The organism is Neorhizobium sp. S3-V5DH (assembly GCF_004343065.1).
In the GTDB taxonomy this organism is placed as follows: domain Bacteria; phylum Pseudomonadota; class Alphaproteobacteria; order Rhizobiales; family Rhizobiaceae; genus Neorhizobium; species Neorhizobium huautlense.
In genome coordinates this window covers 47,165-74,017 of record NZ_SMCL01000009.1, presented here as the reverse complement: position 1 = coordinate 74,017, position 26,853 = coordinate 47,165, and the positions used below count along the sequence as shown (strand labels likewise).

Here is a 26,853-nt window from a genome sequence, read left to right as displayed (position 1 = left end):
ATCCTGAAGCATATCTTCCTGATCATCGTCTCATGTGTCATGCTCTACCCGCTGTTCTGGCTGCTCGCTTCCTCCTTCAAGCCGGAGAACGAGATCTTCGGCAGCCTGACGCTTTGGCCTTCCGAGTTTCAGTTCGAGAATTACACCAAGGGCTGGTATGCCCTGCCCATGTCATTCACGGTCTTCTACGTGAACTCGGCAATCGTCACCGGCCTGTCGGTGATCGGCAATCTGGTCTCATGTTCGTTCGCGGCCTATGCCTTCGCTCGGCTGAACTTCACCGGGCGCAGCTTCTTCTTCGCACTGATGATGATGACCCTGATGATCCCCTATCACGTGGTTCTCATCCCCCAATATGTTCAGTTCCTGAATCTTGGCTGGGTCGATACCTATCTGCCTCTGGTCGTGCCGCGCTTCCTCGCCTCCGATGCCTTCTTCATCTTCCTGATGGTGCAGTTCTTTCGCCAACTGCCGCGGGAGCTGGACGAAGCTGCGATGATCGACGGCTGTTCGCCCTTCAAGATCTATTGGGCGATCATATTGCCGCTTTCGCTGCCGGCCATGGGTACCGCGGCGATCTTTTCTCTGATCTGGGTTTGGGAGGATTTCCTGGCCCCGCTCATCTACCTCAACGACATCAAGAGCTACACAGTGCCCTTGGCGCTTCGACTGTTCCTCGATCAGGAAGGACAGTCCGCCTATGGCCAGATGTTTGCGATGTCGGTCCTTTCACTGGTCCCGGTCGTCATCTTCTTCGTCCTGTTCCAGAAACTCATCGTGCGCGGCATCGCCACCTCCGGAATGAAATAGGGAACAAGACGCATGGCAGGATTGACGCTTCGAAACGTCGGCAAGCGCTATGGAGCGCTGTCCATCATCCAGGGGCTGAACCTGGGCATCCACGATGGTGAGTTTCTTGTTCTCGTCGGTCCATCGGGCTGCGGAAAGTCGACGCTCCTGCGCATGATCGCGGGCCTCGAAGACATCAGCGAGGGAACGATCTCGATCGGTGGAAAGGTCGTTAACGACTTGCCCGCCTCGAAGCGTGAGCTCTCCATGGTCTTTCAAAGCTACGCCCTCTATCCGCATATGAGCGTGCGAAAAAACCTGGCTTTTGGCCTTCAGAATTTCAAAGTGTCGCGCAGCGAGGTGGAACGCCGGGTGGCGGAGGCGGCCCGTATCTTGCAAATCGAGCAGCTTATGGACCGCAAGCCGCGCCAGCTTTCTGGCGGACAGAAGCAGCGTGTGGCGATCGGCAGGTCGATCGTGCGCGAGCCGCAGCTTTTCCTGTTCGACGAGCCGCTTTCCAATCTGGACGCGGAACTGCGCGTCCAGATGCGGGCGGAACTTGCCTCGCTCTACGCACGCCTTGGCACTACCATGATCTACGTGACCCATGACCAGGTGGAAGCGATGACCATGGCGAGCCGGATCGTTGTTTTGCGCGGTGGCAAGATCGAGCAGCTAGGGACGCCCCAGGATCTCTATACCCGACCGCAGAACCTCTTTGTCGCGGGCTTCATCGGCTCTCCGAAGATCAATATGCTGCAGGCGAAAGCGACACGCGAAGCGGGCAGGACCGTGGTGTCAGTGGCCGGCATGCCTGATTTTGCGATTGCCGAGCTTCCAACCGGTGATCAGGCGCTGACTTTATGCGTGCGGCCTTCGTCTCTGCGCGTCGGCAGCGGCGATGTCACGGGCGAAGGCACGATTCGGCTGGTGGAATATCTGGGCAGCGAGACCCTGCTGCATATCGCCCTGTCTTCAGGCCAGGTGCTGCTGGTCAGCGACAATGGGCGCACGTCCTACCGAATGGGTGATCCGGTCACGATCGGATTCGACCTCCCCGACCTCCACTATTTCGATAGCACAGGCCAACGCATCGAACCCATCCAGAAAGAAAGCCAAGCCCAGTGAAGATCGCCATTGTTGGATGCGGCTCGCGGCATCAGATGTTCCGCAATTCCGTTGTTGAAGATTATGCTGACAAACATGAGATCGTCGCGCTCTGCGACAGCAATGCTCATCGTCTTGGAGAGGCAGCGCAGGCGGCCTCGAAGCCCGGGACGAACGGTGTCGCGACTTACCTCGCCGCCGATTTCGACCGGCTGATCGCGGAGCAGAGGCCGGATACGGTTGTCGTCGCCACGCCGGATTTCCTGCACGCCGATTACATTGTTCGTGCCTTCGAAGCCGGCTGCGACGTCATTTGTGAAAAGCCGCTGACGATCGATCTCAGCCGTCTGAAGCAGATCGTCGACGCTCAGGCGCGCACGGGCCGAAAGGTCACCGTGACCTTCAACTACCGCTATTCGCCGGCACGCACCCAGATCAAGGAACTGATTTCATCGGGAGCGATCGGCACCGTCACGGCGGTGGATTTCCGTTGGCACCTCGACCGGGTTCACGGCGCTGATTACTTCCGTCGCTGGCACCGCCAGAAGGAGAATTCCGGCGGGCTGCTGGTTCACAAATCCACCCACCATTTTGATCTTCTCAATTGGTGGCTGGGGACCGTGCCGACGGAAGTCCTGGCTTCCGGGCGCCGCGTTTTTTATCGTCCGGAAATGGCGACGGAACTTGGTCTCGCAGGCCGTGGACCACGCTGCAGCGACTGTCCCGTCGCCTATAAATGCGATTTCCGGCTCGACCTTGCAGCCGACGAAAACCTGCGCAACCTCTATGCCGAGGCTGAGCACGAAGACGGCTATTTCCGCGATCTTTGCGTGTTCGACGAAGAGATTGGCATCGAAGATACGATGCAGGCGCATATCCGCTACGCCTCGGGCGTCACCGCCAATTACACTCTGACGGCCTATTCGCCCTGGGAAGGGTTGGAGATCAAGTTCCAGGGCACCAAAGGCGACATCACCCATCGCCATGTCGAGGTCCATGGGGTGTTCGGTGGCAAACGCGCCCATGCGGATGAAGATGCGATCACCACGGAACTTCACTTGGCCGGCGAGCCTCCGCGCCAGCTTGCCGTCCCGAAGGCTGCGGGGGATCACGGCGGCGCGGATCCGGTCATGCTGGGTTATATCTTTGATCCGGAAAGCATGCAGCCCGACCTCTACGGCCGCGCCTCCGATCATGTCGCCGGCGCCTGGTCCATCCTCACCGGCATCGCCGCCAATGCTTCCATAGAGACGGGTTCGTTGGTCAATATCCAAACCATGCTCCGCGCGCGCGGCATTCAGCTGAACAGGTAAGCTCCATGGCCTTCAACCTTCGCATCGGCGTCATCGGCATAGACCATGGACATATCTACGGCATGATCAACGGCATGCTGGATGCCGGGGCCACGCTCGTTGCGTGGACGACGGGCGAGGAGACCCCGGAGGCGGCTCGCAAGACATTCCAGGAAACCTATCCGGATCTGCCGGCCCGTCCGATGCAGGCCATCCTCGAGGATAAGAGTATAACCCTTGTGCTTTCGGCCGGGATTAACAGCGAACGCGCCGAAATCGCGGTGGCGGCGATGTCGCACGGCAAGGACGTTCTGGTCGACAAACCCGGCTGCACCAGCCTGGATCAGCTGGCAGACATCCAGCGCGCCGTCGGAGAGACCGGTCGGCGCTGGGTCGTATCCTTTTCCGAACGCATCTCCGTCGAGAGCGCTACCCTGGCGGATCAGCTGATTGCCGAGGGCCGCATCGGCAAGGTGGTTCAAACGGTTGGCCTCGGGCCGCACCGCTTGAATGCGCATCTCCGGCCGGACTGGTTCTGGGACAGAGCCCGCTGCGGCGGGATTCTCGCTGATATCTGCGCCCATCAGTTCGACCAGTTCCTGCATTTCACCGGATCGACAGAGGCACGTGTGGTTTCTGCCCATGTGACCAATGTCGCAAATCCGGATCGGCCAACATTTCAGGATTTCGGCGAGGTGCTGCTCGAAGGCAATGGCGGGCGCGGCTATGCCCGGGTGGATTGGCTGACGCCGGACGGTCTTCCAGTCTGGGGCGACGGCAGGATGACCATTCTGGGAGCGGAAGGTTATATCGAGCTTCGTAAATACATTGATATCGCCGGCCATGACGGCCAGGACCACGTTTTCCTTGTCGATAAGTCGGGCGTGCTGCGGTTCGAGGCGAGAGGCGCCGGAAAACCATTCTTCGCCCATTTGGTTGCCGACGTGGAAAGGCGAACCGAGACCGCCATGGCACAGTCTCACGCGTTTCTGGCCACCCGACTGGCATTGGAGGCGCAACTTATCGCGGAAGAGAAAGCAATTCGATGACAGAGCGTATCCGTGTCGCCGTCATCGGCGCGGGAATTGGCAAGGCTCATATCGCCGCTTACGCCGAATTGGCCGATCTGTTCGATGTCCGGTACGTCTGCGACCTTAACCTTCCCCGCGCCGAGGAAGCAGCGCAACAAGCTCCGGGCAGCCGGGCAGTTCCCGATATCAGCGAGGTCTTCGCCGACCCCAAAGTGGATCTGGTCGACATCTGCCTGCCGCCTCAATTGCATGCGCCAATGACGCTCACCGCGCTTGAAGCAGGCAAGCATGTCGTCTGCGAAAAACCCCTTGCCGGTTCAATAACCGAAGTGCGCCGGATCGCCGAGCTTTCCACACGAACGGGACGCCAGGTCTTTCCGGTATTTCAGTATCGTTATGGCGCCGGCTACCGCGCCGCGCATGAACTGAAGGTCCGCGGTCTCCTGGGCCGGCCTTACGTGGTAGCGCTGGAGACGCATTGGCAACGCGGATCTGATTATTACGCGGAACGCTGGCGGGGCACCTGGAAAGGCGAACTCGGCGGCGTGCTCGTCAGCCATGCCTGTCATATCCACAATCTGACGACTCATCTCGTAGGAGATGTGGTGGAGGTTGCCGCCTTCCTTGATACCCGCGTCAATCCGATCGAGACGGAAGATTGCGCTGTGCTTTCGATGCGCACTGCAACAGGTGCGCTGATCACGTCCTCAGTCACTTTGGGTGCGGCTGGAAACAGCTCGCGGCTGCGGATGTGTTTCGAGCATGTCACAGTTACCTCGGGCACCGAGCCTTATCAGATCGGGGCCGGGCCGTGGACGTTCGAAGCCACCGATTCTTCGCGGCAGGCGGAGATCGACGCGGCAACTCGTCAAGTACCCGAGGTCCGTCCACGATTTCCCGGACTATTCGCGGATGTCCATGCAAGACTGACCGGAGAACCGGACCTATATCTGCCATCGATTCAGGAAAGTTATCACTCGATCGAGCTTGTGACAGCAATCTATGCGTCGGCCAGAGAGCGCCAGATCGTGCGCCTGCCGCTTTCCGTGGATCACGCGTTGGCAGCAGGCTGGCTGCCAAAATAAGCAAGGCAATGCCTGCATCGGTTTCCCGCCGATGATCCTTCCAAGATCGAACTATTGTTTCAAGCCGAATTGAAGGTTGCGGCATTTTGTAAGATTGTGCCCCGCCAAAGAAAGTGCGTCGCGTTGCTCAAGCGGGATTTCCGCATCGCCAAGCACGCAATTCTCCGATTTCGGATTGAGAATCCATACCTCTGGGGAAACGGCAATTATGTCCTGCGCCACATAGGGATAGACGTGCCGCTTGCCCACCACGGCATGGTCCGCCTTGCCGAACAACCCGAGGCTTGCGGCTCCGAAGCCATCCAGCTTCTCCCTGAGGCGCAACATGCCATCCCGCACGGGCGGCTGGATCTCAAGTGCGCTGACCCTTCCCGTACCGTCGCCCAGGTAACGCAGAACAGCCCAGAATTCAGAGGGGCCATTGGTCATGATGATGGCATCCTCTGCCGACCGGGCTTCCCAGGCTACGACGACCTCGCGGTACCCCCGTTTTTCGAAGGTCATCGTGTAGTTGACGCCGCCGAAAAGCATCAGGAGGACGATGACCGAAGCCGCCACACGATGAGCAACTATCCTCTCCTTGAAAGCGGTATCCGCATAAAGCGCAAGCGAGATCGCTAAAAACGGGAGGAAGAGGCCAAGCGTCCGGTAGATGAAGACCGGTTTCGCCAACAGAGATATAGCAAGCAACACGCCGATCGGAACGACAACCAGGAAGATTCCGATCCAGCGGTCGCGGGTTTTGGTCAAAGGCAATAGAACCATCAGCGGCAGAGCGAGCAGTCCCGCGATCGTCGGCCATGGAAACTCCAGTCCCAGCAAGGTCAGCGTCAGATGGATGCCAATCGCTGGAAGATCAAATCCTGAAACGCCTTCGGTCTGCCGGACGGCACCAATCGCCAGAGGATAAAGGGCAGCCAGGGCAACGACCACATAGGTGGCTAGCAAGAGACGGAAGTCTCGTGCCGGCGTGGCTTTGAAGAGGCGTAAACCGGCATGAAGGAACAGGAAGAATGTAACAAAGAAGCCGAGGCCATGCGTAAAGGTCACAGCAAGACCGAGGCACAGCGCCACGAACAACTGCCGCATCGTCGCCCGCTTTTCCACAATCATCTGCTGAAGCACATACCAAAGCCCGATCTGCAGCAGGGCAAGCATCGGATACATCCGTACGTTTTCCGCAAAGAAGAGCTGTAGCGGCATCAATGCGAAGATCGCAGCGGCCCAAAGGCCGACAGTCCAGCCATAGATCCGCCGGCACGTCTCGAAAAGCGCTATGATGGCTATGATGCTGAACAGCGTCGAGTTGAGAATATACCAGCGATCACTGTCATCCAGCGCCGCCCACAGGTGCAACTGAACATAATAGAGAGGTGGATGCGTGTCGAAACGTAGCGCCGCCAGAAGCAGATCGGTTACCGGACTTTCGGCCATAGCCACCGAAAATATCTCGTCTTCCCAAAGCGACGCTTCGAAAAGCAGGTTGATGACCCTCAGCGTTATGCCCATAACCACGAGGGCGATGAGGGTGATCGGAAGAACATGTCCCCACGCCAACTCGCGGAAGTTCGGCGACACGGGAACAGCGCGCCAGGAACTTTGGCTCGCAGGCAGCTGATCAGTTGGGGGAAAGCTCACCGCGATGCCCTCCGCTAAATTCGATTTTCATACGGATCTGGTGGACCGGCGGCGGCGCGTGCGCTGGCCTATCGGAACAAGATTGTCTTGCGGCTGTGGGCTGATTTCCCGCCGGACGATATAAATCGGCCGCTGTTTGATCTCGGCGTAAACGCGGCCTAGATATTGACCAAGAATACCGATCCCAATCAGTTGAACGCCGCCAAGAAACAGCATGCTCACCAGCAGCGAAGCATAACCAGGCACTTCCACGCCGAAGTAGAGTGTCTTTATGATCGTCAGGAGCCCGTAGCCGAACGAGAGGGCAGAGATCGATGCTCCGACATAGGTCCAGATTTCAAGAGGCACGCTGGAGAACGAGGTGATCCCTTCGAGCGCCAGATTCCACAGGCGCCAACCGGAAAACTTCGATTGTCCCGCCACACGCGGCTCACGCGCATATTCGACAACAGCCGTCCGGAAGCCCACCCAGGCAAATAGCCCTTTCATGAAACGGCGCCGTTCGGGAAGCTGCCGCAGCGCATCGATCACCTGACGATCCATCAACCGGAAATCACCCACGTCCGGCGGTATCTCCTGGGAAGCGATCAGGTTGTGCAGGCGGTAGAACATCGAAGCGGTGCTGCGCTTGAGAAAGCTGTCGCTCGACCGGTCTGAGCGTTTGGCCACGACCACTTCGTAGCCCTCACGCCATTTGTCCAGCAGCAGCGGGATGACATTGGGAGGATCCTGCAGATCGACATCGATAGGAATGGCGGCATCGCTTCGGCAGGCATCAAGCCCGGCCGTCATCGCGGCCTCCTTGCCGAAATTGCGAGACAGATCGATGATCCGGATGCGAGGCTCGGAGCGCTGAGCCTCGATCAGGCGATCGGCGGTCCTGTCCCGGCTACCATCGTTGATAAAGATGAACTCGAACTCGATGCCTTCGGCATGTAAGGGATCGAGTTCCGCCCTGGTCGCATCCAGGAATGGGCCGATTGCCGCCTCCTCGTTATGGACGGGAATGATCAGGCTAATGACGGAGGTCGATCTGCCGTTGATAGGATTTGTGGACATCGGGGTTCTCGCGGTTCCAGCTCGATATCCTAGGCTGCTGCGCCGAACCTTGCCCACTTATGCTTTGGATGGAGGTGCCGCAGCACCTCGGCCGCTTCTCCCCCAAAAGGGGTAGGAATACAATTGCACCTCTTGGACAGGGTGAAGAGGCGCTTGGCTCCAGTATATGCTGCCACCAGCCACACGTCCCGGCTCTCCTTCTTCCGGCAATTTACGCAAGTCTATGCAATGGAGCGGACGAAGCATGGCAGCCGGGTGGACTAAACCCTGAAACCTTAGGAAAGGCGAAAGCTGGTGATTGCTCCCAAGAAGCCTCTATTTGCCGTTGCCTCTGCCCTTGCATTGCTGCTGGCAATCGACGCGCGACCGCAGGATGGAGGATCACTCGCGGACCGGCGGGATTCCGCCCAGATTTTCTTTACCGGTCACAGCCTCATCGACAATCCGTTGCCGGACTGGGTCGAACTGATCGCGAAGAGCAAAGGCAACAAGATCGCCTGGGAACAGCAGAATATCCCCGGCGCTCCTCTGCGGCTTCGCACCTGGGGCGGCGAGAACGATAAGCCCTGGGCCGGCTACGGCTATGGGAAAAACCGCGACGGCGAAGGCTTGAATGTCGCTGACGAATTGCGTCACGCACGCCATATCAAGACGGGACGACCTTATGACACGCTGGTCATTGCGGAGAATCACGGCGTTCTCGGCAATGTCATTTGGGAAAACGCGATCGGATATCTCCGCCATATCCACGACCGCCTGATGGAAGGCAATCCTCAAGGAAGAACACTCTATGTCCATACATGGCTCGCCGTTGATGAGAACAAGCTGCCGATATGGCTCGAACATGAGAAGAACGTATCCGTCGCGTGGCAATGTGTCGCCGAGAAGGTGAGGCTGACGTTACGGTCGGAAAACCGACCGGCCAATCTATCGGTCGTGCCGGGCGGTACCGCCCTGATTGAGCTCGTGGATCAGGCGCTTCAGGGAAAAATCCCCGGTATACAGGGAAACACCAAGGAAGTCCTCGGCCAGATCTTTCGGGATGACGTGCATCTGACTGATGCAGGCATCTACTTCATGGCAGCTGTTCATTATGCCGCGATCTATCACCAGTCGCCGGAAGGAGCAAAGGCGCCTGCGACAGTTTCGCCTGCCCTGGTGGCCGACTTGCAGAGGATCGCGTGGGAATCGGTGCAGGACTTCCTCAAACGGGAACAGAGACATTCACCAAGCATGGAAGAATGTCGCCAGGTGATCGTCGAAAAAGTATGCCACACCTATTGGACTCTTGCTCGAGAGCCCGATGAGGTCGGCCGCTGCCGGAGCTATTTCGCCGAGACCCGGCCACAAGCGGACGGCAATCCCTTCATCTGGCCGGACCCAAACTGGAAACCTCTCCCGAAACCCTCGCTTTGATTTTGATCCCGCAACGATATCGGCCCGAAAATCGGAATGGATTTTCGGGCCGATGCCGTAGATTCTGTTGAGATAGAGCATCCTTTGTACGTCCGCCTGGACGCACAAAGGACACTCTAAGCGGATTGCTGTGCAATGGCAGCCAATCCTTTCCCCGAACAATTGCCGGCCCCACATGAGCCCGGCGGAGACTTCGATACCACAACTGCGAACCCGCCGTTCGCAGCTGGAATATTCAAGGATAAGCCCAACGGGCAGCGGCTAGTTTACCTGTCCGTACGGAAACATATCATTGAGTTTATAGGCGACTTCCGTTCGGTTTGTAGCCTTCAACTTCTTCATGATGTTCCGGATATGAACCTTGACTGTGCTTTCGCGCAGATTGAGTTCATAGGCGATAATCTTGTTAGCCTTGCCCTTGCGAAGCGCCTCGACCACCGCTTCCTGACGCGTCGTGAACATCCCCGAAAGAGATCGCTGTTCGCTTGTCGGCGAAGTGTTCACCAAATGCCGCATGGATAGGATGCTGCTGGCAGGAATGAAGACACCGCCGGCAACAGCCAAGCTGATGGCTTCAACACAGACACCGATACCGACGCAGGACGGGATGAAACCGCGGATGCCGTATTCCAGCATTTTCACGATTTGCCCGAGATCATCGGAGTCCGAAAGGACGATGATCGGCGGAGATCTAAACTCTGCCATCAATTTGGAAATGTCGTTTGCAAGTGCGGGATCGTCTGCCTTCCGGCTGCCAATGTTGAACAAGACGGCCTGAACCGGAGGATAAAGATCCTTTTCCCTTCTCCATTCTTCGATGGAGCCGACGGCGCAGACCTCCATCTGCAGACCCCGCCCGACAAGCGCTTTTGCGAGGCATTCACGATCAAGAGCTCTCGCATCGATGATGACGAGCGACTCGTTATGACTGAGATCGGCCTTGCTTGCGTTCTCTTTTTCCGCAAGCTTCGGCATTTCACTCATAATTCGAAAGGTTTCAGACACGGCAGGAGAGCGGCCATAGCCGCTTGTCGTTGAACTCATGCTACCCCCTCCCCAGGCAAGGGCGCACCCCCCTGGGAACTGCAGTTACAACTACCCCAAACAGACTGCCATTTTTTTCTTCGACTATTTATGGAGCTTAATATACGACTAAAACGTACTTTAGTCTATATTCAATTACCATTTCCTTTACCAAGAGATCAAAATAAAGTTCTGATAAAGTATTGGTTTCGCTTTACGTAGGGTCATCTACATCCAGAGTTGGCTTGGGAGCACTCTCCACAACCCATTTGTAGATCTGCAACATTTCATTCGCCTTTACATCCCAAGTGTATCGTTGTCGTACACGCAGCGCCGCGCCGTTGCTCAAAAGAGCGACGAGCTCTGGGCTGGCTTCTATCCTCTGGAATGCAGCCAGGAAGCCGGTGGTCAACGTCTGTCGGTCGCTGAAATCTATCGATATTCCAGACTGTTCATCAAGCAACTCCGGCGGCCCGCCGTAGTTGGCAACGATCGGAACGAGCCCCATCGACATTGCTTCCAGGACGACGCCGCCTCCGAATTCGCGGACACTTGGCAGTGCCAGAACGTGAGATTCCGACAGCACCGCAGCCAAATCCTTGTGATGAACCCAGCCTGCAAAACGAACCCTGTCGCCAAGCCCCTTCCGCCGAACGGCGTCCTCCAATTCGCTCCTTTGAGGACCATCACCGATTATCAGCACATCGATCTTCAGGCCGCCGGGATAGGCGGCGACTGCCTCGATCAGGATGTCGGCCCCCTTATACGGAACCAGCCGGCCAACAAAGGCGACAGTCAGCCTGTCGCCAGAAAGCTGACGCAACCGGAACGGAAACAGTTCCGGATTGACCGCGTTTTCAGGAATCAGAAAGGCTCGTTTCTTGCAGCTTTCCGGAAGCTCACTGAACGTGTGACGGGATCCGGCAACAAGCGCTGCGGCGTGCATCCTGGTCGCCCGATAGAAAGGCATTAGCCGATAGAACCTCCTGAATAGCGACAACCATTCGCGTTCACGGCTGCGCACCTCTGTAAAACCCTTCGGCCAGGGCAAGCCTCCATTGAGAGGCCCTAAAATGAAGGGTATTTTGTGTTTGCTCAGTCGGATAGCAATTGGGCTTTGGCTGGTCGGGCTAAGCGGCGTAATCCTATGTACGAGATCGAACTCGCCCGCTTTCAGTCGGCTGCCGAGCAACCGCCAGACCTCTCGCTCAAAGCTGTAGTAGGAGAAGGAAGAAAGCGCCGTGACGACCGTCCAACCTTTGTTCTCCCCTCCTCTCAGATATTTACTGAGCCAATGGAGAAGACGAGCAACCCCTTCGTTGTCGATGGTCAGGAAATCGCGGCCTTCAACGAGACCGGCCCGGAGGAAAGCCTCACGATTTCTGATCTGAGTCACTATAAGGCCGTTGGTCCTTTCCATGATCGACCTTGCGAGGTTCCAGCCGACCAAGGGCACGCTCGTCCATTCCGGGTTGGCTGCCTCTGCAATCAACAGAGGCCGAAGCATCCTGGCGGATGATCTCGAAATGTTATCAGGAAAGCCGCCGTCACAGTCATCGCGGGTAGGGCCACCTATGTCCGGCTCCCGCGATCCGCTTGCCCAAACCCTTTCCACATGCCCCCCTTCCGCGGTCATCTCATGACAGTCCTATCGGTGAGCACGATTGGGCACTGGAACGCTTTCGCTTCTCAGGCACGAATAGCCGGGAGGACATATGCTTCATGCAAGGAGCCTCGATTTGAAAGACGAGCTTGTTCGAATGCGGATAGATAAGCTTGTTCGGCGGCGCTATTGTTACGAGAATAATATTTTCCCTTTATCCGCCAGCAATATACAGGAATGAGAAGTACACTACGTCTTTGGCGGTAGAATTTTACTATCCCTCTCCGCACTCACTAAAAGCTGATCCCGATCATCTCGACCGCCGTCACCGCCAAATGTCCGGCAAGATATCCGACGGGCCAAACAAACAGCACGCTGATCTCATAAAGAGGATTGTTAAGCCGATTGCGTCTGTTGAAGTAAAAGACGAAGGGCAGGATCGGCAGGCTGTGAAGAGCGATTGCCCACAGAGCTCCTTCGAATCCAAATCCATAATAAGCGACAGGCAGGCACACGAAAATCGAGATCGCACGGACAAGATTGAGGACGCTTTGGTTTCGGGGTTCGTTGACGGCTTGGTAGACTGCCGACAACATAAGAAACCGCCCAGCAATTAGACTGAAAGAGAGGATTTCGATAATCAGAGCGGCATCGACATAACGATCGTCATACAGGAACTCGATGAGCATTCGTCCGCCCGAATAGACCGCGCCAGCACTGCCTATAAAAACGAGATCGAAAGGCAGGCGCATTTTCAGGAAGACGGCAGGCAAATCTTCCGGCCGCTCCCTGGCAATTTTGCTCAAGGCAGGCATAGCCACGCTGGAAAAAAGGCGCCCTCCGGCCCCCTCGAGCATCGCAATAAGATTGAGGGCGAGGATATAGAGCCCCAGCATCGTGGGACTGGTCCAACCTGCTAGCAGAATGCGGTCACCATTGGCAGCTATGACCGTTAATATCGACGATAGCAGGATCCAGCGGCCGAAGCGGAGCAGATCGCTCAAAGCTTCCCGCTGCACACGGAAACGGTTCGAAACTCCAGGCAGCCAGACATGACTTAGGATGGTCGTAACCAAGGATGAGACCAGGGCAGAGATCACAAAAGACCAGATTGAGCCGGTGTAGAATGCCAGCAAGACGGCGGTAGCCAGGCTTATGATTTGAGCCACAATCTCGATGACGGTCAGGCGTCCGAGATTGAGATTCCGGTAGGCCGTGATGATCTTTGTGGATTGCAGGCCCATGATGATGGTGCCGAATGATGCGGCGATGATGACTGTCGGAAGTTCGGGCGCAGTATAGACCGATCCTTCAGGAAACCATTCGTATCGGGCTCCATATCCCACGATGATGGCGACCAGGATGCAGGCAAACCAGATCAGGCACCCATGCAGGAACTGGAGCACCCAAGCCGTATCGAGATAGGATTGCTCGTCCCCCATCCTACTCTGGATCGCAGCCGGCCTCAGCCCCAGATCCGACAGCATGGCTATCGAGACCTGCACCATGATGGCGACGCCCATTATTCCGAACATTTCCGGGACCAGCAGACGGGTGAGGATCAGGCTGCTTGCAATCCTGAGAAATTGCGGAAGGACATACCCAATCACCGTCCATCCCGCGGCACGCATGATGAGATTGCGAAAGCCGCGAGACCCCGGATCCGATACCGTCGGAACCGGCTGAATTCCGGATCCCTGATCGTCTCCGGGTCCGGAAGGCTCCGGTTGCCAGTCACGGGAAGTCACTGCTTCGGCCAAAGGAATCTCCTCGCTCCTTGCACCTGCGGATGCAAAATAGGAGCACTATGCAAGTTCGATGACCTGTTGCGGTTCGACCCGTTCTCCATCGCGGGCGTGTGAGGCATCCGTTCTTATCCCAGAGTTTGCCGCAGCGTCGGCCACGACCGCACGCATCCGCTCCGCGAGGACGCGGACATAGGGATCCAGGACCATGCTGTCGTGATCGCCCGGCACCTCCGAAACCCTCAAGGCGCCGACATGCTCGCTCCAGCCGTTGTCCGGCAGCAGAATGGCGCGGTTCTCCCTGAGACAACGTCCTCCGCTGAGGCGATAGAAGACGGCCGGCTTGGGACGGAAGAGCGTGACAGAACCCGCATACGGCTTTACCTGATACTGGAAGGCAGCTCGTCGGAACGCCATCTCGATCTTCTCGTTGTTGAAATGCTCCGTTGTGCCGACCTGCCGTTCGGCCTCTTGCCTGGCAAGGTTTTCAGCCCGGGAGCGCCGGCGGTCGCGGAGATATTTTCCGAGATAATTCCTCTTGTGGCGGCGGATATCCTGCATTTTCATCACCACCCGGTCTAGGAAGGCCAGTTCCGGCTCCCTCGGCTGGGGCGTATCCAGCATGACCACATGCGCAACCTGTTCGCCCGCCTCCACCAGCTGACGGGCAATCTCATAGGCGGCTATGCCGCCGCCCGAATATCCGGCGAGCAGATACGGCCCATGCGGCTGTACCGTTTTAATCTCGGCGATGTAGTCGGCGGCCATTTCCTCGAAAGTGAGATGCGGCTCGTTGTCCCCGTAGAGCCCGCGTGCCTGGAGTCCGTAGACAGGCCTGTCCGCGCCCATGCACATCGCCAGATGGCGCAGGTTCAAGATGTTGCCGAACATGCCCGCGCAGATGAACAAGGGAGCCGCTTCGGCATTGCGGCCAGGATTCATCAAGACCAGGTGAAGTGGTTTACTCCTCGAAACTTCTGCTGCCTTCGTTTCTGGCCGGACTGTCTCGTTTCCTTGCGGTCGCTCGGCAGCAATGCGTTCGGCACATTGGGCAATGGTAGGCGCTTCGAACAACATCGAGATCGGCAGGTCCAACCCGTATTCCTTCTTGATCATGCGGAAGAGTCGAACTGCGATCAGCGAGTGCCCTCCCACATCGAAGAAGCCGTCGTGAATGCCGATCCTGGCAATGCCGAGAAGTTCGCGCCAATATCCGGCCAGTGTCTCCTCGATCGGATTGCGCGGCGCTACAAATTCACTGTCGAGGTCAGGTCTTTCGAAATTGTCGCCGGTCGGCGCTGCCGGCTCGGCGGTTGCAGCAACCCAGTTCCGCAACAATTCAAGATCGATCGAACTGATGATCGGCTGCGGTTCTGACGTCCCCAGCGCACGCAGAAGTGCTGTGAAGCCCTCTTCGGGGAGGATGCCGTTTCTGACCTGTGTGCCGAGCTTCAACAGAGCCGGGGACGGCGTTGCATGTTTTTTATGAGAAGCCGTTGGCACCTCTGGATGAGATATTCCAAGCGCAACATCGCTTTCCAGCCGACGCATGACGAATCGCTCAGCTTCGAAGACAAGATTGCCCAGCCGATCCATGATCATCACATCGAAGGCGGCATATCCCTCGCCGAGATCGCTGCTGTCGGAGAGGCGGACATGGCTGATGATTTCAGTCGGAAGCCGCTTGTGGAGCACTATTCGTCCATAGGCGGCAGGTGCCCAGAGGCCAGCTGCGGCGGCATAGCCCGCCGCGAGTTCCAACGCGAAACCGGTTGCGATATCCAGGAGCGCCGGATGCAGGACCATGCCTTTCGTTAGATCTTCCGCGAAGCAGGAATCCAAACGCAATTCGGCAAGGGCTTCGCGCTTGTGGATCGCCACCGAGTGAAGAACTGCCCAACGGGGACCAAACCGGATGTGGTTCTCCTGCACGGCCCGCAACGTCTCGTCGCCAACCGCCACGCGCCTTTCCCCAAATGAAAGAGCCAACGCCGGAACATCGACAACGCGAGATTCTTGCACTTCTCGGGGCGTGAGCGTTGCTTCGGCATGCTTGACGAAAAGAGCCGTTTCGCCGCCTTCTGCCGGCCCGGCGACAATGGCGACACGAAAACGCTCCCCGACCGATTCAAGCCGAACCCGCAGGGTCTTGGTGTCTCCGTCGGCGAAGACTAGCGGCTTCAGAAAGACGAGATCTTCCATATCGGCCTGCAACGGCAATCCGTACTCCCGCGCCGCCTGCGCAATCAGTTCGAGATAGCCCGTACCGGGCATCACGGCTTGACCTGAAACCAGCCGGTGTTCGTTCAGCATCCATTCGGTCTGTGGGCTGATCGTTGCCTCGAGCCACGGCGTTCCGGTCTCGTCCTCCGTCCAGTGTTGAAAAAATGGGCCGGACGCCGGCCCGGCAACAGGCCGCACACGGTCTTGATCGACTGCCAGACCCAAGGCGCGGGCCGCAAGCCCGACCTCGTTCCAGACCCCCCAATGAAGGGCGATGGTGGCCCGATCGGTTCGGCGTGACCGGCTTTGCGCAAATGCATTGAGATAGGCGTTTGCGGCAACATAGTCGACTTGGCCGGCTCGCACGACGTCGGTGCTGGTGGACGAGAACATCAGGAAGAAGTCGAGTTTCACATTTTCGAAGGCCGCATCGAGTACTGTGGTGCCGAGCACTTTTGGCGTCAGTACTCTCTCGACTTGATCCCGTGTTTTCGTCTGGATAAGGCCATCATCCACCACGCCGGCTGCATGAAACACGCCGTTGATTTCACCAAAACGAGCAAGCGACGCCTCGACGGCATGCGCCATCTGCTCGGGGTTTCCGACGTCACCTTGGAGATAGAGCACCTCTGCACCCTTTTCCTCCATTGCTCGGATCGCCGAAACCGCCCTTCGGATATTGTCATGGCCATGGGTGCGTTCGTAGAAATCCCACTCTTCACGCGGCGGCAAAGCTATCCGGCCCACTAGGACGAGCCGCGCCTGGAACTGGCTCGCAAGCTTTCCGGCGAGCGCAAGGGCGATCTCACTCAAGCCGCCGGAGACGAAATAGACACCATGCCGGCGGAGCGTTGTCCCCTCCGACGCTATCTCTCTTAATGGCATCCGTTGATGGATTTGGGTCCAGCGACGCCCGTTGCGGTAGGCGACCAGCTCGGACCCGGGCTTGGCATGAAGGTCTTCCCAAAGCTGCTCAACGAGCGAGGTCTCGCCCAACATCCCCTGTCCGGAGCCTTTGCCTTTCCGGCGGGAGAAGAAGCCGGTCTTGCCTTCCCCCCCATCTCGCGGCAGATCGACGTCGATCACCTTGACGGTAACCCCGGCCATCTCCTTGGGCATGACGAGGCCCGGGCCGAGGATCGTGGCTTTCTCCGGATAAGGCAACGGCTCGTCGCCCACCTGATGCATTCCGTTGGTCACGAGCGTGAAGTGAACATCCGCGGTCCCGCCCGCGTCACCCAGGGCTTGAGCGAGGTGCAGCAGGCTGTCGAAACCGCATTCCTGATTACGATGAAAGAAGTTCGAACCGGACCGGAAGGTCTCCTGCTGCGTAAGAAGCCACATATGGACGATACGGGTCGGAAGGTTCTTGTCAGCTGCAAGCCCGGCGATCAATGCGTCATATCCTGATCGCCCGAATTCGGGGCAAAGCATGTACGCTGCTGAACCGTGACGAACGAAGGCGTCGCCCAAAGATACGGTCACGACACGGTGGCCTTCCGAGCGAAGCCGCTCGACCAGCCGAAGGCCAAAACCTCCCTCGTCGAGGAAGAAAAGCCATGATTGGCAATCCTTCTCGTTACCGGGCTCATAGTCTGCCAGTGTCCGCTTCCAGGCGGGACGATACCCCCACCGTTCGATATCCGGCTCCTTGGAGAGAATAGACTCGGCAGCCTGTTGACTATTGCTGACGGCCGCGCGGTCAATGAAGAACCGCCGATGCTGGAACGGATAGGTCGGCAGCCGGACACGTCGGGGAGAACGTCCCTCCCAAATGCGGTCTATGTCGACTTCAATCCCCACGGCCCAGACCCTGCCGACGGCTGAGAGAAAATAAAGTCTGTCGTCCGTATTCTCGTCCGGATGCGGGAGGCTGTTGATGACCTGGTTCGCCGGGACGGAGCCTTGCGCCTTTGTCAGCGACGACAGGACGCGCCCGGGGCCCACCTCGATATAGACCAATCCGGGATCGGCCGAAAGCGTCGCCAATCCGTCAGCAAAATGAACGGTCGAACGAAGGTGACCGACCCAATACATCGGGTCGGTCGCCTCTTCGGCGCTGAGCGGCAAGCCCGTACGATTCGATAGGATCGGGATTGTCGGAGCGCGAAGAGCAATACTACGAAGAAAGGTCTCGAACGGCTTGAGAATGGGGTCGACCAGACGGGAATGCGCGGCGATGTTGATGGGAACGCGTGTCGCATCGATACCCTGTTTCGCCAAAGTTTCCCGAAACGCTTCGAGATCCTCATTGAGGCCGGAAACGACGCAGAGCGACGGAGCATTGATCGAGGCCACGTCAAGCGACGGCGGCCGGAGTTCTGCGAGCCTTTCCCGATCGATCGGCACGCTGAGCATACCGCTCGGACGAATTGTCTCGAACAGCTGGCCGCGCAGATGCACGAGGTGCACCGCATCCTGGAACGACATCACGCCCGCCACGCATGCCGCAGCGTTCTCGCCCATGGAATGGCCGATCAGAGCCTTTGGCTTGACGCCCCACTCCATCCACAACCGAGCCAGGCCGATCTCCGCAATCAGGATCGCCGGGAGCTGGAGCGAGGGGCGAAGGAAGGCTTCCGCTGCGGCGGGGCTCCCCTCCACCAGCCAAGTTTTCCGGATCCGGGCCGCCACATCGGCTGGCAGGTAGGAAAGGCCTTCATCGACCGTCGAGCGAAATTTCGGATCTTCCGAATAGAGCCGTTTCGCCATGCCGACATATTGGACGCCGCCACCAGGGAAAAGGAACACGGTGCCGGATTGGGCCGGTACATGCTGATGAACAAAACCTCGGCTCGCCGCATTTGAAAGCGCCGTTATGGCATCCTGCCGATTGCGGACAGCAAGCACCATGCGATGATCGAAGTGCCTGCGGCCATGGCGCAGGGTGTAACTGATGTCGTCCAGCGAAATATCCGGCTGGCTCGATATTGTAGAAGCAAGCCGCTCAGTCATTGCATCAAGCGTCTTGCGCTGACGGGCGGAAAGAAACAGGAGCAGCGGATCCGCGTCGTCCGCCTGGGAACCCACCGTCTCGCTTGCGGGCACGTAGCGGCACGGAGCCTGCTCCAATATGGCGTGGGCATTTGTGCCGCCCACGCCGAGAGAGTTCACAGCGGCGCGGCGCGGCCCCGATATCTGAGGCCATTTCAGCAGCTTGCTGTTGACCCGGAAGGGGCTTCTCTCAAAGTCGATGGATGGGTTTGGGCGCTCGAAGCCAAGCGTCGGCGGGATTTCACCATGCTTGATCGCCAGAACTGCCTTGATGAGGCCAACGACGCCGGCGGCAGTGTCCAGATGGCCAATATTCGATTTGACCGACCCGACATGGCAGAAACCTGTTTTGTCGGTGCTCTGGCGGAAAGCCGCGGTCAAAGCCTCGATCTCGATCGGGTCTCCCAGGAAGGTACCCGTACCGTGACACTCCACATATTGGATCGTCTCCGCCGCAACGCCGGCCAACCCATGGGCTTCAAGCACAGCCTCAGCCTGCCCGCTGACGCTGGGCGCCAGGTAGCCGGCCTTGCTGTTTCCGTCATTGTTGACCGCGGTTCCTTTGATGACGGCGTGGATGACATCTCCATCGCGCAAGGCATCGGAAAGTCGACGCAGAACCACGACCCCGACGCCACTCCCGAATACGGTTCCGGCTGCTCGGTGATCGAACGCGCGGCAGTGTCCATCCGGCGAGAGAATTTCTCCCTCTTGGAACAGGTACCCGTGTCGATGCGGAAACTCGATTGTCACGCCACCGGCGAGTGCCATGTCGCATTCACCGGAGATGAGGCTCTGGCAGGCGTAGTGCGTGGCGACGAGCGAGGTCGAACAAGCTGTCTGCACATTCACACTCGGACCGCGTAAATCAAAGGTGAAGGATGCCCTCGTAGCGAGAAAATCCTTGTCGTTGCCGGTATGGCGCAGCAGGAACATGCCCACCTGATCGACAAGATTGCGATTGCTGCAGACGTTGAAGAAAAAATAGCTACCCATGCCACAACCGGCAAAAATGCCGACCGGACCGGAGTGGGCATGCGGGGTGGGGGTCCGGCCGGCATCCTCCATGGCCTCCCAGGCGCATTCCAGAAACTGGCGATGCTGAGGGTCCATGATAGCGGCTTCCTTCGGGTTCAGACCGAAGAATTCTGCATCGAACATTTCCATGTCGGGAAGCTCAGCGCCGCGGGGCACGTAGTTGGGATGATGGATGCGCCCGGGATCTTCTCCGGCGGCCACCAGTTCTTCCGGTGAATACGTGCGGATGGATTCCACTCCACCTCGCAGGTTCTTCCAGAACTCATCTACATTTCGGGCGCCCGGTACTCTCAAAGCCATGCCGACAATTGCTATATCGCCAGCTGAGATCTGGTTGGCCCCTTCAAGCATCGATAACGCCCCACCCCGGATGAACGCGGCCCGAGGATGTCATGCAATGACCCATGGGCTATGTTCCACTTCCCTTCAAAAATGTCCGCGAGCGTCCACTCGCCATGTTCAGTGTGCTGCCAGCGCTGACGCAATCGCAATTACGTCTTTGGGAGCCGGCATCATTCAAAAGACGGAGGTGCCGATGCCCCCTGCAATTCAAGCTTAGTCGCGATCATCCGGATGGCTGGCCCGGCGCATGTTGAAATTTGTACCGCCCCCCGGTTCTATCGGAGTTCCTTCGACACAACAGAGCGGGGATGAGCTTCATGGGCGAGTTAACATGTGTTCTGATCGGTGACGGGTCGTTGCTCGTCCAATGCGCCGAGATCCTTAAGGCGCGCGGGCACAGGGTTCAGGCAATCGTCACATCAAGCGGACCGGTCAGACGATGGGCCGAAGTTGAGGAGGTTCCCGCTGTCAGCCTCCAAAGCGACTACGCTTCCAGCCTCGCCGATATCTCGTACGACTGGCTTTTCAGCATTGCCAATCTGACCATTGTTCCCCGTCCGGTTTGGCAACACGCCCGCTGCGGTGCCGCGAACTTCCATGATGGCCTGCTGCCCCAGATGGCAGGGCTCAACACGCCCGCCTGGGCGATTTTGGAAGGTCACGACCATCACGGCGTCACCTGGCATGCGATCAATGAAGGGATCGACGAGGGCGATATCTATGCCCAGCAGGGCTTCGATATATCCGGCGACGACACCGCGCTGACACTGAATACCAAGTGTTTCGAAGCCGGCATCGCAACTTTTTCCACGATGCTCGATGAAATCGAGCGCGGCGGTTTGACACCGCGCCGGCAGGATTTCGGCACCCGCGTCTATTATGAACGCCTCAAGCGCCCGGCTGGGGCCGCAACCCTTGATTTTTCTTCGTCCGCAAAGGCTCTTTCCCGCCTCGTGCGGGGTTTGGACTTCGGAAGCGGATATCTGAATCCGCTCGCCACGCCTAAGGTTCGTCTCGGGGACGAGGTCTTCACCGTCGCCCATTTCCGCGTGCTCGAAGGAGAGATGAACGGTGAGCCCGGGCTTGTCATGTCGGTCGGCGCGCACGGTGTCACGGTGGGAACCGGCGACGTACCCGTCCTGCTGGAAGGATTCCGGAAAACCGCCGCAGACAGAATTGCGCTTTCCTCAGTATTACGCCCCGGCGATCGGTTACTTGTTCCCGGAGAACCAGAAACGATTGCGCTCTCGCAGACAGTGGCGGATCTCTCGCGGCATGAAGGCTTCTTTCTCCGGGCGCTTGAAACCTCAATCGACCTCTCCCTGCCCCAGGTCAAGGCATCGGAGCAGGCGCCCGATATTCGCTTGAAGTCCCTCTCTCTTCCGATTGGGCTTGCGAGGAATGAACGAGTGGCACTCCTTCTGGCCTTCCTGGCGCGTTTTTCCGGACAGCCGGCTTTCAATGTCGCTTATCAGGATGATGGTCTCGCAGATCTCTCAAAACGCCATCCCGGCTATTTCGCCCAGTCGGTGCCGTTGCATATCGATACTGCGGACCACCGGACAACCGATGACTTGACGGGAGAGCTCGATCGAAAACTGACCGAGATCGGTAAACGCAAGGGTTACTGCCGTGACCTCCCCGATCGTTATCCAGGCATTGTCACCGCGGATCTAACGATTGGTATCATGAACACAACCGATCCAAGCCAGGGCGGAGCGATATCGGGGTGTGCCCTGACTTTTTGCCTGCGCGAGAACGGCACCGACCTCCACTACGATCGGACGCGCATCGACGACCGGCAAGTGGAGGATCTGGCAAAGGCCCTGCACGTTTTGGCCGGCGCCTTCAAGACCGGCGCAATACTGCAGGATCTGCCTTTGATGTCGGATGAAGACGCGAAGATCATCCTCTACGACTGGAACAAGACGGAGCGGGAATACGAAACGACAGCCTGTGTCCACGAACTCATCGAACGTCAGGTCGAGCGCACGCCTGGCGCGGAAGCTATTGCGTTTCGCGGCCGCACGCTGACCTATCGTGAAATGGACGAGCGCGCGAACCGGATTGCGCAGGCACTCATTGCGCAGGGCGTTGGGCCGGATATCAGCGTCGGTCTTTATCTGCCGCGATCCGTGGACCTCGTTGTCGGCGCTCTGGCCATCATGAAGGCCGGGGGTGCCTATATTCCTCTCGATCCGCATTTTCCAGCTGACCGGCTGGCATTCATGATCAAGGATAGCGGTGCGAAGCTCGTCCTGACGGAACGGAGCCTGGCAAAGTCGCCAATTCTCGCCGAGGCCAGCTTTCTCTGCGTCGACGACATTCTCAGAAGCAAGGCATCTGCGGAACGTCCGACGAGTGGAGTTGCTTCAAACAATCTCGCCTATGTCATCTATACCTCAGGTTCGACCGGCCTGCCGAAAGGCGTGATGATCGAACATCGAAACGTCGTCAATTTCTTCATAGGTATGGACGAACGGGTTCCGCGTGAGACGGACAGGCAGAATGTCTGGCTCGCTGTCACCAGCCTTTCCTTCGACATCTCCGTGCTGGAGCTTTTCTGGACTCTTGCTCGCGGCTTCAAGGTGGTGATCCATTCGTCCGAGGTGATCGAGGCCAAGGCGCGAGGCGCAACCGTTTCGGGAAGAACCGCCAATCTCGATTTTGGCTTGTTCTATTGGGGGAACGATGGCGGAGCCGGCCCTGAGAAATACCGGCTGCTCCTCGAGGGAGCAAAATTTGCCGATGCCAACGGCTTCGATTCCATTTGGACGCCGGAACGGCATTTCCACGCATTCGGCGGCCCTTATCCGAACCCTGCCGTGACCGGCGCGGCCGTCGCCGCTGTCACCAAAAATCTTTCGATCCGCGCCGGCAGCTGCGTCTTGCCGCTTCATCACCCCGTGCGTGTGGCCGAGGAATGGGCCATCATCGACAATCTCAGCAATGGCCGGGTCGCTCTTGCCTTCGCCTCGGGCTGGATGCCGGAAGATTTCGTGCTGCGGCCGGAAAATGCCCCTCCGAAGAACAAGGCAAGCCTGATGCGCGACATCGAAACCGTCCGCAAATTGTGGCGGGGCGACAAGGTGGATTTTGACTTCGGCGGCGGCATGGCGGGCGTCGTTACCCAGCCCCGGCCCGTTCAAAAGGAACTCCCCGTCTGGCTGACGACGGCCGGCAACCCGGAGACCTATCGGGAGGCTGCGAGGCTCGGCGCCAATGTTTTGACGCACCTGCTCGGGCAGTCGGTCGAGGAACTGGCCGAGAAGATCCGGATATACAGGGAGACGCTTGTTGAGGTCGGACGCGATCCGAGCCACTACAAGGTGACGCTGATGCTTCACACGCTTCTCGGAAACGAGCGGGAAGAGGTACGGGAGTTGGCCCGCGGCCCGATGAAAGACTATCTGCGCAGTGCTGCCGCTCTGATCAAGCAATACGCATGGGCATTCCCGGCCTTCAAGAAACCGCAGGGCGTCGCCCAGCCGATGGACATTGATCTGCAGTCGCTCGCCCCGGATGAGATGGACGCCATCCTGGAATTTGCTTTCCTTCGTTATTTTGAAGACAGCGGCCTCTTCGGAACCGTCGAGGACGCACTGGAACGATTGGCGGAGGTCGGCGCAATTGGCGTCGACGAGATCGCCTGCCTCATCGATTTCGGCCTGCCTGATGAGACCGTTCTGGGACGGCTTCCGTTACTGTCGGAAGTTGTGAAAGCCAGCAAGAAACCTGCAGGCGATGACCCCGTCGAGAGCTTCGCCGAGGCGATCCGCAAGCACAGAGTTACGCATCTGCAGTGCACACCGTCGATGGCGCGTATGTTCATGATGGTCGATGAAGACCGGGCAGCGCTGAGTGACATCAGCCACGTCTTCTTGGGCGGCGAAGCGTTGCAGGGGTCGCTTCTCGCGGCCCTGAGAACGGTCACGGATGCAACCATTGAAAACATGTACGGCCCGACAGAGACTACTATATGGTCCTCGACATTTACCGCCGGGCCCTCAACAGGCATCGTTCCCATCGGCCGTGCGATTGCTAACACCCAACTCTACGTCCTCGATGGCGCGCTGAGGCCGGTTCCGCCGGGTGATATCGGCGAGCTTTATATCGGCGGCGACGGCGTCGCGAGGGGATACTTAAACCGCGAGCAGCTGACCAACGAGCGCTTCCTAGCAAACCCCTTTGCGGAAGGCCGGATATACCGGACGGGCGATCTTGCCCGTTTCGACCGAGATGGGACCCTCCACTTCCTCGGTCGAACGGATCACCAGGTCAAGATTCGCGGTCACCGCATCGAACTCGGCGAGATCGAAGCCCGGATTGCGACATTCCCCGGCATCCGGGAAACCGTCGTCGTGGCCCGCAAGGACACTCCAGGCGATGTTCGCCTTGTCGCTTACATCAGAACCGACGGAGAAGAAGTCTGCGGACAGAGTTTGCGGGCTCATGTTGCGGAAGCGCTGCCCGATGTGATGGTTCCCTCGCATGTCGTCACGATGGAGGCGTTTCCGCTGACGCCAAACGCCAAAGTAGATCGCAACAGGCTACCTCCCCCCGTGGAAAAGGTTTCCTCGCCCGTCGTCACGTTCATCGAGCCGTCCAACAACCTGCAGCGCGAGATCAGCGAAGTGTTCGGCCGGGCCCTCGGCCTGGAGAAGGTCGGCATATTCGATAACTTCTTTGCTCTGGGCGGGCATTCGCTTCTCGCGGTACAGGTGCATCGGGAGATGAAGGCCAGGCTCGCGCCGGACCTGACGATTACCGACCTCTTCCGTTTCCCGACGGTCGCCCTCCTGGCCGAGCACATCTCCGGCAAGGGGAAAGCTCAATCGCAATTGAGCAAGGTGGCCGAACGAGCCGCACTGCGCAGAAACATGATCGACCGGCGCCTTACCGTGCTCGGCGCGGACACGAAAGTCTAGCGATGCTGCTCAAAGGCATATTTGATGCTTCTGTCTCGGTAGCGGAATCGACTCTCAGCGAAGACACCGCAACGCTTTATCCGGAAGAGCGGGTGGCAATGGTCGGCGCGTTCAAACGCCGGCTGCGGGAATTTACCGCCGGCCGTTCCTGCGCCCGAGAGGCCATGAGACAATTGGGATTGCCCGAAATGGCGATACCCATCGGGCCCGATCGCGCGCCGATCTGGCCGCTCGGCATTACCGGAAGCATCAGCCACTCGTCGACCCGGTGCGCCGCCGCCGTCGCGCGGCATTCGGATGGCATCAAGGCCGTCGGTCTGGACGTGGAAGAGGAAACGCCGCTTGATGATTTTTTTGCAGAGGAGATTTGTACATCACGCGAGCGCGATTGGCTGGATCAGCAACCCTCGAGCAAACGCGGCAAGCTGCTGAAAGCAATTTTCAGTGCAAAAGAATGCACCTATAAATGTCAGTATCAGCTTACAAGAAGGATGTTCGGGTTTGAGGCGGTGCACATCGAACTAAGCCTCGCAGAGGAGGCATTTGCGGCATATTTCGACCACGAGGTTCCGCCTTTCCGGCTCGCCGATCGCCTGCGCGGAAGCATCAGATTCCATGAGGGCCACGTCGTCACCGGCATGATTGTCCGTTAGCCGCCTCAGTACGGACCAAGCCGCGGCCCTCGTCCAGTCACCTCATGATAGAAAAGAGTTACCAGCGGCAGAACTGCGTGGGCATATCTCCGCCACAACCTCTTTGGATCGGTCGTAAGTCTGTGCAGCCATTCGAGGCCGAGATGCTGCATCCAGATCGGCGCCCGTTTTTTTGTCCCGACGAGAAACTCCAGAGATGCGCCGACGCATAGTCCGATGCCCCGCGCGTCTGGATGACGCGACAGTTCATAAGCTATCTTCTCCGCCTGGGGAGAACCGATTGCGATAAAGACAAACCGTGCTTCGGCGCGAGCGGCAAAATCGACGCACGCTTGCAGAGCATCCTCATTGTTCCACAGCCCCTGGGGCGGCAGATGAGCACGAAACCTTACTTTGGGATACCGGAGACGAATGTCGCGCACGACGGCGTCATCGGAAGCTATCAGCGTTATCAAGTCGCCATCTCGAATAACCGAGTTGAAGATGCTCGCTGTAAGATCGGATCCGGTAACGACAGGCAATCTCAGGAAAAGCAACCGTGCAAGTCCGGCGATTGGGCGGCTATCGCAGACCGAAAGCCACGCCTGCTGGTAATAACGCCTGATTTGCGCATTTCCTCGCAGTCGAACCACATGATCGACGTTGGGTGTCACAACGTAGCGAAACCCTGTTTCCGGGCCGCTGTTGGCTACAAAGTCCAACACAGCAGCAGGCGTCATAAGATCGAACGGGGCGCCTAGAAAGCTACGCCTGCCGCTCCTGGCAGGACGCTGCATTTCATATGGCGCTGCTTCAATTACAGCCATGAATCTAGCCCCCTCTAACCCTCAACTCCACACAGACCATCAGCCAACCGGACTAATCCGTTTGATCTAAATGCTTGGTTT

General features: G+C 58.2%; 15 protein-coding genes. 8 read left to right on the top strand and 7 right to left on the bottom strand.

Going from position 1 to position 26,853, the window contains the following annotated elements:
• Positions 1-39 precede the first annotated feature (39 nt).
• From EDE09_RS14740 to EDE09_RS14720, 5 genes are read left to right on the top strand one after another with little or no spacing between them, the layout of a single operon-like run.
• Positions 40-810: a carbohydrate ABC transporter permease gene (locus EDE09_RS14740; RefSeq protein ID WP_245422947.1), complete on the top strand. Its 771-nt coding sequence runs from the start codon at positions 40-42 to the stop codon at positions 808-810.
• A gap of 12 nt (positions 811-822) precedes the next feature.
• Complete coding sequence (gene ugpC / locus EDE09_RS14735; RefSeq protein WP_105373128.1) at positions 823-1,917, top strand: sn-glycerol-3-phosphate ABC transporter ATP-binding protein UgpC; 1,095 nt, start codon at positions 823-825, stop codon at positions 1,915-1,917.
• A complete protein-coding gene (locus tag EDE09_RS14730; protein WP_105373129.1) occupies positions 1,914-3,209 on the top strand; it encodes a Gfo/Idh/MocA family oxidoreductase in 1,296 nt (431 codons plus the stop codon). Before ugpC ends, EDE09_RS14730 begins: the two co-directional genes overlap by 4 nt.
• A gap of 5 nt (positions 3,210-3,214) precedes the next feature.
• Positions 3,215-4,237, top strand: coding sequence for a Gfo/Idh/MocA family oxidoreductase (locus EDE09_RS14725; RefSeq protein ID WP_105373130.1), 1,023 nt, complete (start codon positions 3,215-3,217; stop codon positions 4,235-4,237).
• Positions 4,234-5,304 (top strand): Gfo/Idh/MocA family oxidoreductase, encoded by a 1,071-nt coding sequence (locus EDE09_RS14720; protein ID WP_132411274.1) that lies wholly within the window; start codon positions 4,234-4,236, stop codon positions 5,302-5,304. Before EDE09_RS14725 ends, EDE09_RS14720 begins: the two co-directional genes overlap by 4 nt.
• A gap of 51 nt (positions 5,305-5,355) precedes the next feature.
• On the opposite strand, the gene EDE09_RS14715 is transcribed toward EDE09_RS14720, so the two are convergent.
• Positions 5,356-6,942: a glycosyltransferase family 39 protein gene (locus EDE09_RS14715; RefSeq protein ID WP_105373132.1), complete on the bottom strand. Its 1,587-nt coding sequence runs from the start codon at positions 6,940-6,942 to the stop codon at positions 5,356-5,358.
• A 27-nt stretch (positions 6,943-6,969) separates the two neighbouring features.
• Entirely contained in the window at positions 6,970-8,001 is a 1,032-nt protein-coding gene (locus EDE09_RS14710) for a glycosyltransferase family 2 protein (RefSeq protein WP_132411272.1), read from the bottom strand.
• A 294-nt stretch (positions 8,002-8,295) separates the two neighbouring features.
• Between EDE09_RS14710 and EDE09_RS14705 the strand changes: the two genes are divergently transcribed.
• On the top strand, positions 8,296-9,417 hold the full coding sequence (locus EDE09_RS14705; protein ID WP_245422938.1) for a hypothetical protein: 1,122 nt from the start codon (positions 8,296-8,298) through the stop codon (positions 9,415-9,417).
• Between the two features lie 261 nt (positions 9,418-9,678).
• Here EDE09_RS14705 and EDE09_RS14700 read toward each other — a convergent pair whose 3' ends face one another.
• The 4 genes from EDE09_RS14700 to EDE09_RS14685 form a co-directional block, all read right to left on the bottom strand.
• On the bottom strand, positions 9,679-10,392 hold the full coding sequence (locus EDE09_RS14700) for a response regulator transcription factor (RefSeq protein ID WP_245422948.1): 714 nt from the start codon (positions 10,390-10,392) through the stop codon (positions 9,679-9,681).
• 262 nt (positions 10,393-10,654) lie between these two features.
• On the bottom strand, positions 10,655-11,860 hold the full coding sequence (locus EDE09_RS14695) for a glycosyltransferase family 4 protein (protein ID WP_165924184.1): 1,206 nt from the start codon (positions 11,858-11,860) through the stop codon (positions 10,655-10,657).
• Between the two features lie 476 nt (positions 11,861-12,336).
• A complete protein-coding gene (locus EDE09_RS14690; RefSeq protein ID WP_245422939.1) occupies positions 12,337-13,674 on the bottom strand; it encodes an oligosaccharide flippase family protein in 1,338 nt (445 codons plus the stop codon).
• Between the two features lie 174 nt (positions 13,675-13,848).
• A complete protein-coding gene (locus EDE09_RS14685; protein ID WP_132411268.1) occupies positions 13,849-20,394 on the bottom strand; it encodes a type I polyketide synthase in 6,546 nt (2,181 codons plus the stop codon).
• Between the two features lie 308 nt (positions 20,395-20,702).
• On the opposite strand from EDE09_RS14685, the gene EDE09_RS14680 reads away from it, so the two are divergent.
• Entirely contained in the window at positions 20,703-25,313 is a 4,611-nt protein-coding gene (locus EDE09_RS14680) for a MupA/Atu3671 family FMN-dependent luciferase-like monooxygenase (RefSeq protein WP_132411266.1), read from the top strand.
• Between the two features lie 2 nt (positions 25,314-25,315).
• A complete protein-coding gene (locus EDE09_RS14675) occupies positions 25,316-25,966 on the top strand; it encodes a 4'-phosphopantetheinyl transferase superfamily protein (protein WP_112800647.1) in 651 nt (216 codons plus the stop codon).
• Positions 25,967-25,971: 5 nt separating this feature from the next.
• Here EDE09_RS14675 and EDE09_RS14670 read toward each other — a convergent pair whose 3' ends face one another.
• Positions 25,972-26,772 (bottom strand): WecB/TagA/CpsF family glycosyltransferase, encoded by an 801-nt coding sequence (locus tag EDE09_RS14670; protein ID WP_162712453.1) that lies wholly within the window; start codon positions 26,770-26,772, stop codon positions 25,972-25,974.
• Positions 26,773-26,853: the final 81 nt, after the last annotated feature.

Excerpts from the sequence above, each read along its gene's own strand:
- EDE09_RS14690 (WP_245422939.1), bottom strand. The coding sequence starts at position 13,674 with ATGCGTGCCGCGGGATGGACGGTGATTGGGTATGTCCTTCCGCAATTT.
- EDE09_RS14675 (WP_112800647.1), top strand. The coding sequence starts at position 25,316 with ATGCTGCTCAAAGGCATATTTGATGCTTCTGTCTCGGTAGCGGAATCG.
- EDE09_RS14670 (WP_162712453.1), bottom strand. The coding sequence starts at position 26,772 with ATGGCTGTAATTGAAGCAGCGCCATATGAAATGCAGCGTCCTGCCAGG.
- EDE09_RS14725 (WP_105373130.1), top strand. The coding sequence starts at position 3,215 with ATGGCCTTCAACCTTCGCATCGGCGTCATCGGCATAGACCATGGACAT.
- EDE09_RS14680 (WP_132411266.1), top strand. The coding sequence starts at position 20,703 with ATGGGCGAGTTAACATGTGTTCTGATCGGTGACGGGTCGTTGCTCGTC.
- EDE09_RS14700 (WP_245422948.1), bottom strand. The coding sequence starts at position 10,392 with ATGCCGAAGCTTGCGGAAAAAGAGAACGCAAGCAAGGCCGATCTCAGT.
- EDE09_RS14710 (WP_132411272.1), bottom strand. The coding sequence starts at position 8,001 with ATGTCCACAAATCCTATCAACGGCAGATCGACCTCCGTCATTAGCCTG.
- EDE09_RS14685 (WP_132411268.1), bottom strand. The coding sequence starts at position 20,394 with ATGCTTGAAGGGGCCAACCAGATCTCAGCTGGCGATATAGCAATTGTC.
- ugpC (WP_105373128.1), top strand. The coding sequence starts at position 823 with ATGGCAGGATTGACGCTTCGAAACGTCGGCAAGCGCTATGGAGCGCTG.
- EDE09_RS14740 (WP_245422947.1), top strand. The coding sequence starts at position 40 with ATGCTCTACCCGCTGTTCTGGCTGCTCGCTTCCTCCTTCAAGCCGGAG.
- EDE09_RS14695 (WP_165924184.1), bottom strand. The coding sequence starts at position 11,860 with ATGGAAAGGACCAACGGCCTTATAGTGACTCAGATCAGAAATCGTGAG.
- EDE09_RS14720 (WP_132411274.1), top strand. The coding sequence starts at position 4,234 with ATGACAGAGCGTATCCGTGTCGCCGTCATCGGCGCGGGAATTGGCAAG.